The organism is Bacteroidota bacterium (genome assembly GCA_039111535.1).
Lineage (GTDB): Bacteria > Bacteroidota > Rhodothermia > Rhodothermales > JAHQVL01 > JBCCIM01.
The window spans coordinates 1-16,756 of the sequence record JBCCIM010000149.1; the positions used below are offsets into that span (position 1 = coordinate 1).

Consider the following 16,756-nt stretch of genomic DNA (forward strand, 5'->3'; position numbering starts at 1 on the left):
CTATATAGCAGCCTTGTAATCTCGGTAAGGTCTCTGGCTGAACCACGCGAGGGATCTTGCAATACGACCTTGAAAAGGTTACGGTCGCCAAGAAAGCGGAACTCCGAGTTCAATACACTGCTATACATGTATCGCCGATATCGAAACAGTATCTTGATGAGACTTCGGAGCCGAAGCGGTTAGATTTCTGTGCCATAAACAGCAGCATCTATTTTTAAAGAGAAAATAGCATGCTTGTCTGTGAAATCTTTCTAGAATACACCTTCTGGTACTAGGTGATATAATATGCAGAGTTCAAGTGATGGTAGTCCCGTGACTTTCCACTCTCTACCAGCACATTGATCAGGTTGCCTTCAGTTGCCGCTTCCTGTGGAAGGAGCATTAGAAAGTTTAAAAGCATGGACAAAAGCCTCCCGTAAAAGAAGTTTTATTGATGGTGAAATAGGTTCTGACTAACGAAAACCTGGTGGGTCCGTGAAAGTTAGCCCGTAATAAACAGATATTTCCACATTAAGTCCACCCCAAAAACAGGGGATTCATCAAATCTGTGTTTTTCTGTTATTTACGTCTACTGATATCCTGTCTAAATGGACACCCGCAGTTCTACTAAGTTGCTCTAAGCTAAGAAACATAAATACGAGATGCTATTCATTCACAGGTGCTTCGTTTAAATTCGCCCCTACGACTGCAATCCGCGCCCATTTTAGCCCATCGTTTTAGCAAAAACGCAAATAGAACCGGCAGCCTTTGAATCGCCATCCGGGGCTTTTTTGTGTTTTCGTATTTCCGGGTTTTCGCATTCAGCTTCATATTCTGAACGCCAGCACAGAAGGCATTCGCAAAACGACTGAGGCTACCCAATCAAGAATCACGGCGCAACAATCGCCAATCATCAACCAGTTCAGAGGCACAAAAAAAGGGCAATGTCCTTGCCTGCTTTTTAATCAGCCGGCAAGGGCATTGCCCTATCTGTAAACTATAAGTCCTATCCTATTGAAATGCCTACTCCCCCAACGCCATCAATTCTTCAGCAGAAATCCAGAGGTTCAGCGCTTCGTTGAGCGTCACGTCATGTTTGTGGCGAATCGGATACCAGGCGGCTGAGTCGAACATCCGGGTAGCAATGCGCGCTTTGAGGAGGTTTTTCATCCACGCGCGCTCATTATCAACTTCAGTACGCGTAAAGTAGCGCGCCTCTTTGGTCGACTCTTGCAAAGCATCTTCAGCAACAATGTGTATGCCTTGCTCATCGAGGTAAGCTTCAAAGGCATTCATGGTTGCATCGCTAATCTGGAATTCGTCGATGAACGCTTCGCGCCGGTCCTCCCAGTTTTTGTGGAGCGATTCGCCATTGGCGTTGATCCAGTTGCGAACAAAATCGAGGTCGAACTGCCGGCCAAGTACCGCCTGCACATACATGCTGATAGAATCGCGTCGGATGATATAATCTGGCAAAATCCCGCCGCCACCAATCACGGTGCGCCCGGCAGTCGTCTTGTATTTCAGCGAATCAGGAATGTCACCAAGGATATCCTGGGCATCCAGTGAAAGCTCAGACTGGCGTTGTTCTACTTTGGAATTGTAGTAGTCTTCTTTGTCGCCACCGTTGTATGGCGTTTGCACAGATCGCCCTGAAGGCGTGTAGTACCGCGAGATGGTCATCCGCAATACGCTTCCGTCTTTGAGCGGGAATTGCTTTTGTACCAACCCTTTGCCAAAAGTGCGACGGCCTACAATTAGTGCGCGGTCGTGATCCTGCAAGGCGCCGGCGACAATCTCACTGGCTGACGCAGATTGCTCGTTCACCAACACAATCACCGGCATGTTTTCCAGAATACCTCGCACGCGGGCACGGCTTTCAGTGCTGAAGTCCGTATGCCGGCTCTTCGAAGAGACAATGATTTTGTCATCCGGCAAAAATTCGTCGCTGATCCGGATTGCCATGTCCATGAAGCCACCGGTGTTGTTACGGAGGTCGAGGACCATCCGCTGCATGCCGGCTTCTTTCAGCTCTCGAGAGGCCTCCATGAACTCTTTGTACGTAGTCCGTGCAAAGCGCTGCAACTTCACATACCCCGTCTGCTCATCGAGCATATAGGCAACATCAAGCGTGTTAAGCGGGATTTTGTCGCGAGTAATGGTGAAATCCATGACCTCATCATATCCGGGGCGAACAACCCTGACGTTAACTTTTGTACCGCGCGCACCTTTCAGTTTACGTTCAACATCTGCCTGGGTAAATCCGATCGCGGTTGAATCATCAACAGCAATGATGCGGTCTCCAGACCAGAGTCCAACCTTTTCGCTCGGGCCACTTGGCAGCGTACTCAACACAGCCAGCGTGTCGCCACCATCTTCCCCTTCAATAAATTCATAAGAGATGCCAATGCCTTCGAATGAGGCATTGAAATTTTCAGTGACATCGCGCATGCGTTCTGCGTCGATGTATATAGAGTGCGGATCCAGTTCATCGAGCATGCCGTCAATGGCTTCTTCAGCCAGGCTACCCGGATCTACGTTATCCACGTACCGCTGATTGATGATGGCAAAAGCCTGCTGCACTTTCTCCATCGACTCAAACGTATCATCACTAGAAATGGCAGAGCCAATCTGCATCCCAAGTAAGACGCCGACGATCAGTAGCCCTACACCAACCATGGCAATTTTTTTTCTACGCATATCTTTTTTTCCTGATTGATTCGACGCTCGGGTAAGAAAAACCTAATCTATGGTCTTTTTTATTAATGCAGCCATCTTCATACCGTTCCTGACAGATGGTGCGCAAATCAGACTTTTTGCCTTCATAAACAAGATGCAAAACGGCCTAAATAAAATGTATGGGTTGAACCGGCGGAGTCCGGAATGAAGGGGATAAAAAAATGTGCTGACTCAAGATGCGCAGCACATGGCAGTTACAAAGAAAAAATGTATTCCAGAAAGAAGTAGCGAAGACCCGTCACCTGGTGTTGTGACCAAAACTGGCACAAAGGGGTCAAGGCCCTATCAGACAGACAGGACCGAGTGAGAGATTGTCGTGAATGTAGATGAATCCATGAGGGATATTTTCATCAACCGCGTGATTATCCAATCAGCATGGCAAAACCGAGAAGCACCGTCATGGCGCCGGCCAGTATGAGAGCTGCATTGGTTTTAACGCGAAAATCTTCTACTCGATAATACATGACGTCCTCGCATGTTTAGTTACAGTTTGTCGATCCAAATGCTGAACAAGCTTGCAAACACAGTTCCAGACTTGTTATTTCAGCGCTTTCTGAATCAACTTTATTGTTATGACGGGTTTTTAAACAGGATTGTTACGTTAAAAGCGTTTTTTTATACGCATCCTGTCTAATCCCTGGCCAACAACTGTATGGTTTAGTAAACAAGGTGTGGGGTGGAATTGTCTTTATTACACCTCAAGGCGCGAGGATACCTATTCAAGTGCCGAATTTCGAAAGCCGAATGTCGAATTGGGATTTACCTGGAGAGCGGCGCGACACCCCTTATCCTTCGTCTAGGATAAAAATCTCCTTTAGATTCCGGGCGAGTTGGCCGTAGTCTAGGCCGTAGCCGATTACGAAGAGGTTTGGGATTTTGAAGGCAACGTAATCCAGATCCAGGTCGGCTTTGGTGGCTTCGTGTTTGTGGAGGAGGACGGCAACGCGGAGTGATGCCGGCTCCAGGGCGCCGAGTCGTTTCAACATGTAATCCATGGAGAGGCCCGTATCCACAATGTCTTCCACGATGATCACGTGACGGCCTTTAAGGTCTGCGTCTACAGCTTTCAGTTCATCTACGTTGCCACTCGACACCTTTTCATCGCCATACGAGGAGAGCTTCATGAAGTCGACCTCGCAGTCAACGTTCACCTCACGGAGCAAATCGGCCATAAACATAAAGGCGCCATTGAGGACACCAATGAAAATGGGTTTCTTGCCGGCGTAGTCTTTTGAGATCTGCTGCCCCAATGCTCGGGTGCGTGCCTGGATGGTTTCAGCATCGATGTACAGTTTAAACCGCTCCTCGCGGCATAGCACACTACGATCAGATATAGCGGGGCCTGCGTACTCTTCCATGGTGTTGGGAAAGTGATGGTATTACTTCAGTGGGGAAATACGGATTTGCAACCAAAGGTAACAGCTAGCTGCAACGTTTCACAGCACTGCACGCATCTTTGATGATTTTTAACGACGGTGCCAGGTACAGCTCAGCACCTGCTTCGTTGCCGGCCCCACCCGGACCGGCTCTGCGGCACGGTATCCCACCACCCAAACAATATCGTCACCTGACACAAGCACCCAAACATTGTCGCGCGTGTGGGAAGGCACTTTGAGGTCTGTCAACAAATCGCTCACCTTCTTCTGGCCCTGCATCCCGAAAGGCACAAACTTGTCTCCCGCTTCCCAGCGGCGCAGTTGCAGTGGCAATACCAACGATGCGGCATCTGCATAAAACTGCTCGGACTCCCCTGTAATTTTCGGCACGTTGTCAGCAGTCAGGATCTCAGTCTCCAATTGCCCGGCAGGGTATGTAACAGAAACACCAGCATCCACCAGATACAAATCAGCATCCCCATCACCGGTCTCAGGTTGCAGAAACACCAGTTGGTCGCGTTCTCGCCACACAACGATGGTGGCTACGGCAACTTTCCGCCCCACCTGGGCATCCAGCAGTTGGCAAATCGCCTCGGCATGTTGCCGGCCAATCGACAGGCCATTGAACCACTGACGACACGCCTCCATCACGAGCCTTGTCTGCCAGAAAGCCGGCTCTGCGGCAAGGCCGGGCAAATCGAGTGCATTCGCCGGTTGTGCATGTTGTGCAAACTTGTGCGCTAACATGGGGTGCAGTGCATGATCAACTGTGCCCTGCAGCAAGCCGGCACTGGTTGCCATGTTCTGAACGGCGCTTTCCCCAAACACTTTTTCAATAGCCGGTAGCAAGGTATGTCGCACCTTGTTCCTCAGGTATTTCTGGGACGCATTGGAGGCATCTTCCCGCCACGTAATGTTGTGCGCCACCGCATACGCCGTTATCATGTTACGTGACACATCAAGGAGCGGCCGGATCAGGTGCACTTCAGATGCCGGGTTTAGCCGGCGGGCATACGGCATGCCAGCCAGCCCCTCCGCACCACTGCCGCGCATCAGGTTGAGCAACACTGTTTCCGCCTGGTCCTCCTGGTGATGCGCAACGGCAACATGGTTTAAGCCTGCTTCTCGCGCGACTTTCTCAAAAAAGCGGTAGCGGGCAGCGCGCGCAACTTCCTGAAAAGAGGCGCCTGCTGCTTGCACATGAAAGTCCTCTTCAACACGGTAAATAGCGCAAGGTACCTCTATTTTATCGCAATATGATACCACCAGGGCTTCATCGGCATCAGAAGCTTCGCCCCGCATCCTGTAGTTGACGTGGGCAACCTGCACGGGGTAGCCCAGGGATTGCATCACGTGCAAAAGTACCATAGAATCCACACCGCCACTAACACCGATCAGTACTGGCTCCACTTCGGACAGTAATGCGTGGGATTGGATAGTACGGCGAACCTGGGAAACCATAACAGTGGTGCCGATCAGGCGTTTTTGCCAAATCGCTTCTCCAGTTCTTCTACGGAGATATTGATGATGGTCGGCCGGCCATACGGACATACATAAGGCGTATCACACAGGAAGAGTTGATCCACCAGCGAACGCATTTCTTTTATATCCAGAGGCGCACCGGACTGCACAGCGCCTTTGCGGGCAATACTTTTGGCGAGGTTCTCCCGACCTTTCAGTTTCAGGCCATCCAGGTTGGTTTTGAATTGTTCCAGGATTTCCTCAAGGATGGTCCGTTCATCCCCTACCCGTATTTCTGAAGGAACGCCTCTTACAATAACGGAATTACCTCCAAACAATTCGATCTCAAACCCGAGCGCTTTCATGTTCGGCATGAGCTCCTGGATGAGCGCAAATTCAGCCGGATTAAATTCGATGGTGTGTGGAAAAAGCAGCTGCTGCGAAAGCCCAAACCCGCTTTCCATGCTGTGTAATGCTTTTTCGTACAACACCCGTTCGTGCGCGGCATTCTGATCGATGATCATCATCCCGGAACGAATCTGGGTGAGGATATAGCGGTTGTGGAGTTGCCACAGCAGCGTCTCTTTATCGCCCGTACGGATACGCTCGTCTTCCGCGTTGGTACTGGAAGGAATCAGCAACTCCTCCTGAGGCGCTTCAGGTGGTGGCGCGTTGTACATCCGCGCTGAAAGATCGCCCGGGGCAATGCCTGAAGATGCTGGCAACTTTCCGCTGCTCCAGTTGCTGCTGCCCCCGGACCAGTTGCTTCCTCCTCCCTGTCGGCCCGCAGGCATCGAAACAGGATCAGGCGGCCAGGTGGTTTCCGACCCTGCCGGCGATGCTGTGCCCAGATCCATTGCCGGCGGCATCATACCCGATTCCATGGACAGTTGCGGCGACAAAATTGCAGATCCCAGTCCCTTGCGAACAATGGTGCGAATAAACCCGTAAAGCCCGCGCTCATCGTCGAACTTCACTTCTGCTTTCGTAGGATGTACGTTGACATCTACATGTTTGGGGTCAATCGACAGGAAAAGCGTAAAGAAAGGATATGCATTCTCGGGCAGCAGCTCTTCATACGAAGACCGTACGGCGTGTTCGAGATAGCGGCTCTTTACGTACCGATCGTTGACAAACAGGAATTGCTCCCCGCGGCTCTTGCGATAGAATTCGGGTGTGGATACAAAGCCTGAGACTGAGATGTAACTTGTTTTCTCTTCAACCTGAAGCAGTTGGCCATCGAGTTGTTGTCCGAATAGCGCCACGATACGCGTTTTGAGCGCGTCGTAAAATCCGGCGTCCTGGGAAGCCGGCAGATGGTAAACTTCATTGTTGTCGTGCAACAGGGTGAAGGAGACCACCGGATGCGACAACGCAAGAAATTGAAACGTCTCGACCAGGTGTTTGAATTCGGTAGCTGGCGACTTGAGAAAGCTGCGTCGTGCTGGTACGTTGTAAAACAAGTTGCGGATCGCAATCGATGTGCCGGCAGGCGCAGCACAGGGCTCTTGTTCAACGAGTGCTCCCCCATCCATGCGGATGCGGACGCCCGTGTCGTCGTTAAGCCGGCGCGTTTTTAACTCAACCTGGGAAACAGCAGCAATGGAAGCCAGCGCTTCACCACGGAAGCCCAGGGTACGGATGGAATCGAGGTCGTCAATGGATTTGATTTTGCTCGTCGCGTGCCGCTCAAAACAGGCCAACGCGTCAGCTTCCGACATCCCACAGCCATCATCTATGACTTGAATGAGTTCACTGCCGGCGGCTTTGAGGATAAGCTTGATTTCAGTTGCGCCGGCGTCGATGGCATTTTCAATCAGCTCTTTGGCCGCAGAAGCAGGACGCTGCACCACCTCGCCCGCTGCAATTTTATTCGCCAGCGAGAGGGGCATGGTCTGGATAATGCCGGCTGCTTCCAAAATGGGTTGAATGTTTAAGGTTGAATGTATCGCAAATGCCCAGGTTGTAGGCTAAAGGTACAGAAATAGCAGCCTTTAATTTAAAACTCCAACTTGATGGGTTAAAAGTTGAAGTATAGAAAAGCAGCAAAGGTTAACAGTACCAACGCGTAAATGATGCCTACAGGGCTACGGCGCCGACTGGCGCGGCTCTGAATACGGATGCGTTCGCGGAGCTTCTTTTCTTTCTCCGGATTGTGAAATCGTGGCTGATAATCAAATTTGCGGTGTTTAGCGCGCTTTGAATTAAAAATGATGCCCATCCAATTGTACCTTTCGCCTGCTGATTGGGTTAGCGTACTTTATACATCACCTCTACCCCATCGTTCCGTTATTTAAGCCAACTTTCAGGCCTGTTTTTGAATGTCGAGCACCGGGCATTGAGCGCGCCAGGTAGCCCATTTCGTATTGCCGCGTTTTTGTGATCCCATTCGACAATTATAAAGCCGCCAAAAAAACAAATTACCCTCTTAAGAGGGTCGATCATGATTTTATCATGATTGGGGTGTGTAAAACACTGGCTCAGCACAACCAATATCTATTCCTTATACCGAGCAGGAGTGTTCAGAAAAACCCATTAATCCTATGGCCGTGGGAGATCTCGTCAAATGCGCGGCGGTGAGAGAGTTATTTGATGGGCGGCCTTTGGTGTCCTTTTTAAGCGCGTAAAAAGGACGTAAATAGTTCTTTCAAATAACCAGGGCATCCCCGTTAAGATGTGCGTACGTTCACTTTTTGCTTGCCCAAAATAGCGAACCCCCAAAAGGGCACCATCAAATAGAGGCGCGCTTTTGTAGCCATTCGCTCACGCCTTCCTGAACTTCATTCAGGAAAACGTTCGATAAAAGCCGCCACGCATTTGGCAGACGTCCTTCTCACCATATATCCAGAATAAGAGGTTTGCATGCCAAGTTGAGAATTTTCTGCGCACCCTGACCCTTTGGAAAGTATCACACCTCAATGTTGTGTATCAACCAGCGCCTCCACTCGCGCTGGATGACAAATTGAAAACTAGTCAATTTCCCATTCAGGAATTAAGCCACATCATTGCAATCAATTGTAGAAGTCGTACAGGCTAAACGAACCCCAATACTTGAAGTAGAAATAGTAAAGGGGCATGATCAAGATAAGCCCATCAATACGATCAAGCACACCGCCATGACCCGGCAACACATTGCCAGAGTCTTTCACACCAAACAGTCGCTTCAACCGGCTCTCTACCAAATCACCTACTTGTCCGCCAATTCCACCGATAATAGCACAAGCAATAGCGTCTTGCCAGCTAAACAACGAAAACAGAAAGAGCTTGAATAGTATCGCAGCAACCAGCGCCCCGGCAAATCCACCCAGGCTGCCTTCCCAGGTCTTTTTCGGGGAGATGGCAGGCGCCAGTGGTCTTTTACCAAATGCCTTCCCTGTGAAATAGGCAAGGGAGTCGGTTACCCAGACGATGAGCAACAACCCGACAATCAATAAAAACCCCAAATACGAATCAGATGAGATCACATAGCTTCGCAGATGCAGGGCAAACGAGAACATCCAGGCCGGGTACACAAGTCCGGCAACCATCCAGGACAGTTTTTGCCAGTTGTCTGTACTTTTGCCATCAAACGTATCATACGTAATCAGACCAATCAGGGAGAGCAGCAGCATCCATTCAAACTGACGCTGTATTTCCAGTCGCAGTACCACAACTATCCCCAACATCAAACCTATAAACAGATGCCGGCCTTTGAGGCCCACCATGTCGTAAAACTCCTTTTGGGCCCCCAGAACGAGTACAACGACAAGGCCGGCAAACCACCAACTGCCGAGGTATGTCAACCCACCAACAATCGGAATACCCACCAGGGCCGTGAGCAGGCGCTTGGTCAAATTAGACATATACTTTACACCAGATTAACAGCAAATCGGTGTCTTACACTTGATGGGTTTAAGGTTTAACATTGCAGGTTTAAGGTGCTTTTTATTTAAACCTACACCTTAATCGTCGTCCTCATCACGCTCTTCATCATCCTCGTCAAAAGGACTGGCGGAGAGGGCTGCCTGCTCGAGTTCTTCGTCGGAAAGTGGGGCTTCCTGCAGCAAGGCTTTGGCCTGCTGTTCGTGTTCTTCGGGCACCATCACCTTAATCTGGGCCATGTCGCCCAGGGTGAGGTTGTAGGCATGGTCGCGCTTGTTGAGGATAACAGCCGGGATGTCTTCGTTGCGCAAGCGATCGCGCACGAGGCCAGCCTCATAATCGAGTCCGGTTCTGAATACCGTTTTCCACTTGTCGAACCTGCGGTTCTCCATAATTAGCGTCGTTTAGCGTGTTAGGAAACTACTGGCGCAGCGTTGCCGGCTGCCCCAATCCTGTCCCGCGCAATCTTTTCCATCATGTATAAGACGGCGGCCAAGATAAGAAAACCAGCGATTAATGCCGGCACAGGCACCTGCATGCGCTCCAATTCTTCGAGGGTGACGTCGCTTTGCCCTGATAAATAGATACCAAGACATACGGCAAACGCATTGTTGGCAAAGTGAATGATAATTGCCAGCCACAGCGAGCCAGAGCGCCAGGTGATGTAGGCAAGGTAAATCCCGATCACAGAAAGCGGAATCACCTGCGTAAACCGTAGGTGGAAAAAACCAAAAATGACGCCAATCAAAACGATGGCCGGCAACACGCCCATGGCGCGTTCAAACTGTCGCTGGAGGTAGCCACGGAAGAGAATTTCTTCGCAGATGGCCGGCGTGAGCGCCATAACAGCGAGGCTAAACACGAGCCCCAGATCCTGTTGCAGCACTTGCTCGATCAGCTCCAACTGCGACTCTTCCAATTGCCGGATGGCATCAGGCAAAGGAATTTGTGCGTTCAGGTTGCCTAACCACCAGGCAATGGGTGTGAGTCCGACGAGGCCAAAGACCGAGAGCCCAACCAGCGACCAGTTGGGCGTACGGAAGCGTAGGAACGCCCACTTTTTGCGGGAGTGCCAGCCGGCGATAATGAGAAACGGCAGCGCAAGTGCGAGGACTTGTCCGATTGTATTGGCAATCAGCAGCGGTTTTGCATTCTCAGCGATGACCGTCTCCAGCGAGTTGAGCACTTCCATTGGAGGAATGCCCTGCGCCATAAGAATGCCGAAGGTGGCGATGGGGCCGACGATAAAATGAAAGAGGATCAGTGCCAGGAAAATCCCAAAAAGCGCGGTGAGCCAGGGCGGAAATTGCTGGCGCTCGATGAGACCATTGAGTGGAATAGCGCCATCGGGCTGCTCCCAGGCATCGGACAGCGAAGCATATTGAGGTCGGGGTGGGGTATCAGCGCGCAGCTCGGTTTCCATGTGTTGCTATTCGTGATCTCGTGTTTTTGTACTTCCGTGTTTCCGGGTATTGGTGTTTTCGTTGGCACCAACCTGGGTCTAACGCCTGCTGAACGACGCACGGCGCAAAATTGGACGCGCTCAGCACGAATCTCCAAACGACATCGGTGAATACAGTCTCAATTCTACGTATTGTACCAAGCATCTGTCGCGAAGTTTGCCGGCAGGTAATTACCAGATCGATCGCCGAGCAGGAATTTAAACACGTTATGACGAAAAAACGAAAACACCGAAACACAAATTCGTCGGAACAAGCCGGCGAATAAGTCATTTCTTGCTCTCCAAACGCGCTTGTAGCTCAGATGGATAGAGCGTTGGTTTCCGGTACCAAAGGCCGGGGGTTCGACTCCTCCCAAGCGCGCGGAGTTAAAAAGGTGTCCCAGTAGGGATGCCTTTTTTCGTTTCACCAGGTTTTGGATGGCAAAAAACTAACCGCGTACGCACAACCCGCTTGCAGGACATCCACCCATTGTATATCCCCTCGGCCCTTCGTATCGTACCCCCTCCCTACCAATCAGACCAACACAGCCATGCCCTACCCAGCCTCCATTTTCCAGGGATGCGCGCCGGCCATTATGACCCCCTGCAACGCACACGGCCGGCCCGACTTTGACGAACTTGTCCGCGTGGCGGAAATCCTGGTTGCAAAAGGCATGAAAGCCGTCATTTGGGCCGGCTCGATGGGCGGGTGGCCCAACCTTAGTCTGCCAGATCGCAAAGAAGGTGTGCGCCGGCTCGTAGAAGCTGGTATCTCGGTAATTGTCGGTACAGGGCACCAGAATCCGCTGGTATCAATTGAGATCGCCGATCATGCGCGCGAAGTAGGTGCAGCCGGACTGATGATCATTCCAAGACAGAGCTCACGCGTAGCCTGTGAGCCGGCACAATATGCGCACTTCTGCGCCATCCTTGAAGCCGCCGGCAAATTGCCGTGTGTGGTTTACAATAGCAAGTACTATGGCTTCGAGGTCAAAGCCGGCCTCTTTTTCAAGTTGCGCGAGGGATACAAAAACCTGGTTGGGTTTAAAGAATTCTGCGGGGCAGAAGCATTGTTTTACGCTGCCACAAACATCACAAGCGGCAACGACGACCTGATCCTGGCCGTGGGTGTGGATACGGCAGTTTGTTATGGATATCTCAACTGTGGCGCTACAGGCGCGATCACAGGTATCGGTAATATTCTACCCGAACAGGTGCTGTACATGATCAAGCTCTGTGAGCACGCTGTTTCAGATGGCAAAGATGCAGCCCTTGCCCGTCGCTATGCGCTTGAACTGGAAGAAGCTTTTGGCACGCTTGCAAAATACGACGAAGGTCCCGACCTGGTATTGTACTACAAATACCTGATGGTTCTCGCCGGCTACAAAAAGTTCAAACACAGCCTCATTCCTACTGACACACTTTCTGATACCCAGAAGGCCCACGCGAAAGCGCAATACGAGCAGTTCCTGGGATGGTGGACAGCATGGGAAGGACGGATTTGGTGTGAATCGCACATTCAGTTGGTTTAGATTTGCCAAACGGTGTCAGTGCACTTGCCACAACTGTGGATCCGTAGGCCAGCTGAAAGTATCGTCGTGCCATTCCTGGCAAAGTGATACCCTCCTAACTCCTGGCTCTAGTTGAGTCTTTCCCACAAATTGCGTATTTCTGAGAACGCACCGACAGGCTACCCTGCTCGTGCACCTTCGCCCTCCTGAACATACGCTTTAGACAATCATGCACGCACGTGCCTTTACCTTTCTTGTACTCATCTTTTTCCTTGCCTCCTCCTGCCAGACCGGCCCGCAGCCGATGGCTCCCGACACCGTCGTAGCGGAGCTGCAGAAACGCCTCATCGAAGCTGAAGCCGGCACCGAGATCCTGCTCCCTGAAGGTACCTTCTCCTTCCAGCGCTCTCTTTCCCTCAACGACACCCCCGGCATCACCCTCAAAGGTGCCGGCAAAGGGAAAACCATCCTCAACTTCAAAGACCAGATTGAAGGCGCTGAAGGCATGTTGATCAAAAACGTCAGTGGCATCACACTCGAAGGCTTTACGGTCGTCGACTCTAAAGGTGACGCCATAAAGGTGCAGGGCAGCGAGAACGTGATTATGCGTGACCTCGAAGCCACCTGGACCGGCGGTATGCTTTCCACCAATGGCGCCTACGGCCTCTACCCTGTCAGCAGCACCAATGTGCTCGTGGAGAACTGCGAAGCGTCTTATGCAATGGATGCCGGCATCTACGTCGGGCAGTCTACCAATGTTATTGTGCGGGACAATTATGTGCACCACAACGTGGCCGGCCTCGAAATTGAAAACACCATTGTGGGTGAGGTCTACAACAACACTGCAAAATTCAACACCGGTGGTATGCTCATTTTCGACATGCCCGACCTTCCCCAAGTCAACGGCGACCGTATCAAGTTCTACAACAACCTCATGGAGGACAACAATAACGAAAACTTCGCTCCCAAAGGCATGGTTGTCAGCACCATCCCCCCGGGCTCAGGCATGATTATCATGTCGCACTCCAACATCGCGGCCTACAACAATACCATCAGGAATCACAAAACCATTGGCGTAGCCGTCAACAGCTGGCTCTTTACGGGCGTGCCGTTTGAGTCTGAAGAATTTGATCCCTTCAGCTCCAACATCAACCTGTATAACAATGTCATCAGTGGCAATGAGGGACCGGCGGACGTGTCCACGGAATACGGCCAGCTGCTCACCGCCATTACGGGTGGTGAGCCGGTTGATATCCTGACGGATGGTATCTTCAAACCTGAGTCTTACGATGAAAACGGACAGGCGCAAGGGTACTGCTTCAAGAACAACGGCGAAGCACTGTCTTTTGTAAACCTGAACGCCGGCCTCGGCGCTGCCCCCGAAGAAATGATGCAGAACAAGACGAACGATCTGAGTCCGTTTGACTGCGAACTGCCGGATTTTGATACGAGTGCACACAATGCTTGGCTCGGCGCAGGTTGAGCGAAGCATGGCGACCTGCCTCCCCCCTGTCATCCTGAGCCACGCGAAGGATCTCTACCGGGCTGGCAACCTGCCCCCCCCCCAACATCATCCTGAGCCCTGTGGGTCCCGGATCAAGTCCGGGATGACGGGTGTGGCGGACTGAGAACTGGCGATTGCTGGAGTGTCACGCTGCTTTCCTCAACATCATCCTGAGCCGTGCGAAGGATCTGGGCGAGCAGTAAGGCCGCGGCTTGGAGTCTGCGTTATGGGAAAGCGAAAGGCATTCCCGTGGGTCCCGGATCAAGTCCGGGATGACGTGTTTGCCGGGATGACGGCTGCGGCGGAATGACGGCTGTGGCGAAAGTATGAGAAAACAAACTATCAGGCATACAATGCGATTACCGGTTTTAATACTACTAGCCACCACATTGCTAGCCGGCTGCCAGCCCGGGGGTATCACCGTGCCTGATAAGCCGTACGAAACGCTGTCGGCTTACAACTTCTTTGAAGGTGAACTCGCCAGTCTGACGCCGAGCGCCGGCGTGCTGCCCTACGACCTCAACTCTCCCCTCTTCTCCGACTACGCGCACAAAGCGCGGTTTGTCTGGATGCCGGCAGGCGTCAGCGCCAAATACACCACAGAGGGTGTGCTGGACTTTCCGGAAAACACTGTGCTAATCAAAAACTTCTATTATGAGAACGATGAGACAGATGCATCGAAAGGCCAGAATGTCATCGAAACGCGGCTGCTGATCAACCGTGGTGCAGAGTGGGAAGCTGTGGGGTATATCTGGAATGAAAACCGCACTGAAGCTTACCGGGAAGTTGTGGGAGGGATTCAGGCTGTCAGTTGGGTTGATAATGCCGGCACCGCACGGTCGACCAATTATATAATTCCCAATAAAAACCAGTGCAAAAGTTGCCACCTGGCCGGCAAGCAGCAAGTGCCCATTGGCCCTAAAGCGCGTAACCTCAACAAACCTTTTGCCTACAACGACGGCGAAATGAACCAACTGGACAAGTGGGCGCAGGTAGGCTACCTTACAGGCTATACGCCAACCGATACCCACCCCAAAGTTGCCACCTGGAACGATCCGCAAACTGGCACCCTCGAAGCACGCGCGCTCGCGTACCTCGATATTAATTGCGGGCACTGTCACTACCCCGACGGATCCGCCAACACCTCCGGACTCACGCTGCTTGCTGATGCGCCGGTTGACATGGCTATGGGCATTTATAAAGCTACCGTTTCGGCCGGCGCCGGCACGGGTGGGCATACGTATTCGATTGTACCCGGCAATCCCGACGAATCCATTATGATTTATCGGATGAACTCGAACAACCCAGGCGCGATGATGCCCGAACTCGGGCGCAGCCTGATCCATGAAGAAGGGGTTGCGCTCATTAGCGAATGGATCGAAAATTTAACAGTAGATGCCGCCCACCAGCCATCTGCTCGCTTGCAGTAAAACCACTGCGGCTTTACTTAAGACACCCGGCACGCTCCGCCTGCCGTAAACCACCAATTATATGCGTATCAAAACACTAACCTGTTTGCTCCTGTGCTCATTTTTGCTGGGCGTAAACGGTTTTGCTCAAAACATTGAAGGCTCTATAACCGATGAAGAAGGCGCGCCCCTATTTGGCGCAAGCCTGATTGTACAGGGCACAACAACAGGGACCACAACCAATGCTGATGGCGAATTCAACCTCGCTTATGCTGGCAACTACCCGATTACGCTGATCGTTTCTTACATAGGATTTGAAACGCAGGAAATTGCGTTATCTCAGGCAACGACAGACCTTCAAATTCAACTTGTTGGACAGGTCATAGTTGGACAGGAGCTTGTGGTATCTGCTTCGCGCCGGCCAGAGAAATTGCAAGAAGCGCCCGCCGCTGTCTCTGTGTTGAGTGACGCCGAGTTATCAGCTTCTGGCGCCACCGTAACGCCCATCAGAGCGCTCGTCAACACGCCCGGCGTTGAGCTCCAGCAGCAAACCGGTCAGCGGATCAATCTCGCCTTGCGGGGCAGCAGCGGTGTCTTTGCAACGGATGTATTCCCCATGCTCGACTACCGGTCGCTGATTTCTCCGGGACTCGAGTTTTTTGACTCACAGAACTCCCCCATTAACAACATCGACCTGGAACGTATCGAAGTTGTCCTTGGCCCCGGCTCTGCACTCTACGGCCCAGACGTTACTTCTGGTGTTGTGCATTTTATCTCTAAAGATCCTTTCCGTTATCCGGGCACTACCGTGGAGTTGGTTGGTGGTGAAAATAGCACCTTTAAAACGGCAATCCGCCACGCCGGCCACAATGACGATAAAACTTTTGGCTACAAGGTGAACGCCCGTTACGGCAGTGGCAACGACTTCACGCTCAATGCCGGTAACGACCAGGATGCCCAGGTACTGTCCAATTTCCAGGATGCCATTCGCCGCGGCTTTGTGACCAGCGAAGGCTTTGTAGATCCACAGCAGCAAGGCCCCCTCCTCTTTGAGCAAGGGCAGGTCCAGGACCCTGAGTATTGGGCTTCTGCAGTCAACGGCCAGTTGCACTTCAGGCCTGGTGACGCCACTGAAATTGTCGGTTCTGGTGGATGGAATGCCGGTAGCTCCATTTTCTACAATGAGCTCGGCGAAGGCTTCACACACTCAAACGAGTACTGGGGACAGGTACGCCTGAATCACAAAGGCTTCTTTGCCCAGACGTACTATATTAAAAATGATGGCGGCAGCGACGGTAATCCGGTTTACCTGAACAGGACCGGCCTTATTGTGCCGTTGGAACGCACCCATTTTGAAGCACAGGCGCAATATAACTTCAATACGCCGGCGCTATTGGATGCAGAATGGACCGCGGGCGTTGACTTCAGGAATGCCGGCGCCAATACTGAAAACCACGTGTACGGCAGGAATGAAG

At 51.7% G+C, this 16,756-nt stretch carries 12 protein-coding genes and 1 tRNA gene; 5 read left to right on the plus strand and 8 right to left on the minus strand.

Annotated elements, in window-relative coordinates; all coding sequences use genetic code 11:
- Nucleotides 1-1,002 precede the first annotated feature (1,002 nt).
- From AAF564_19425 to AAF564_19460, 8 genes are all read right to left on the minus strand, one after another.
- Complete coding sequence (locus AAF564_19425; protein MEM8487732.1) at nt 1,003-2,679, minus strand: S41 family peptidase; 1,677 nt, start codon at nt 2,677-2,679, stop codon at nt 1,003-1,005.
- Nucleotides 2,680-3,503: 824 nt separating this feature from the next.
- Entirely contained in the window at nt 3,504-4,076 is a 573-nt protein-coding gene (gene hpt, locus AAF564_19430) for a hypoxanthine phosphoribosyltransferase (GenBank protein MEM8487733.1), read from the minus strand.
- A gap of 108 nt (nt 4,077-4,184) precedes the next feature.
- Entirely contained in the window at nt 4,185-5,555 is a 1,371-nt protein-coding gene (tilS, locus tag AAF564_19435) for a tRNA lysidine(34) synthetase TilS (GenBank protein ID MEM8487734.1), read from the minus strand.
- A gap of 14 nt (nt 5,556-5,569) precedes the next feature.
- A complete protein-coding gene (gene mutL, locus AAF564_19440) occupies nt 5,570-7,474 on the minus strand; it encodes a DNA mismatch repair endonuclease MutL (protein ID MEM8487735.1) in 1,905 nt (634 codons plus the stop codon).
- Between the two features lie 101 nt (nt 7,475-7,575).
- On the minus strand, nt 7,576-7,776 hold the full coding sequence (locus AAF564_19445) for a hypothetical protein (GenBank protein MEM8487736.1): 201 nt from the start codon (nt 7,774-7,776) through the stop codon (nt 7,576-7,578).
- 790 nt (nt 7,777-8,566) lie between these two features.
- Entirely contained in the window at nt 8,567-9,397 is an 831-nt protein-coding gene (locus AAF564_19450) for a phosphatidate cytidylyltransferase (protein ID MEM8487737.1), read from the minus strand.
- A 99-nt stretch (nt 9,398-9,496) separates the two neighbouring features.
- The gene (locus AAF564_19455; GenBank protein ID MEM8487738.1) at nt 9,497-9,808 is read right to left on the minus strand and encodes a DUF2007 domain-containing protein; all 312 of its coding nucleotides are present in this window, start codon (nt 9,806-9,808) and stop codon (nt 9,497-9,499) included.
- Nucleotides 9,809-9,828: 20 nt separating this feature from the next.
- A complete protein-coding gene (locus AAF564_19460) occupies nt 9,829-10,839 on the minus strand; it encodes a type II CAAX endopeptidase family protein (GenBank protein ID MEM8487739.1) in 1,011 nt (336 codons plus the stop codon).
- A 326-nt stretch (nt 10,840-11,165) separates the two neighbouring features.
- Between AAF564_19460 and AAF564_19465 the strand changes: the two genes are divergently transcribed.
- From AAF564_19465 to AAF564_19485, 5 genes are all read left to right on the plus strand, one after another.
- Nucleotides 11,166-11,239: transfer RNA gene (locus AAF564_19465), tRNA-Arg, on the plus strand.
- A gap of 169 nt (nt 11,240-11,408) precedes the next feature.
- Complete coding sequence (locus AAF564_19470; protein MEM8487740.1) at nt 11,409-12,389, plus strand: dihydrodipicolinate synthase family protein; 981 nt, start codon at nt 11,409-11,411, stop codon at nt 12,387-12,389.
- Nucleotides 12,390-12,597: 208 nt separating this feature from the next.
- Nucleotides 12,598-13,851, plus strand: coding sequence for a parallel beta-helix domain-containing protein (locus tag AAF564_19475; GenBank protein ID MEM8487741.1), 1,254 nt, complete (start codon nt 12,598-12,600; stop codon nt 13,849-13,851).
- Nucleotides 13,852-14,225: 374 nt separating this feature from the next.
- A complete protein-coding gene (locus tag AAF564_19480; protein ID MEM8487742.1) occupies nt 14,226-15,302 on the plus strand; it encodes an SO2930 family diheme c-type cytochrome in 1,077 nt (358 codons plus the stop codon).
- A gap of 61 nt (nt 15,303-15,363) precedes the next feature.
- Nucleotides 15,364-16,756 (plus strand): carboxypeptidase-like regulatory domain-containing protein (locus AAF564_19485; protein MEM8487743.1); only part of this gene is annotated, 1,393 nt, incomplete at its 3' end.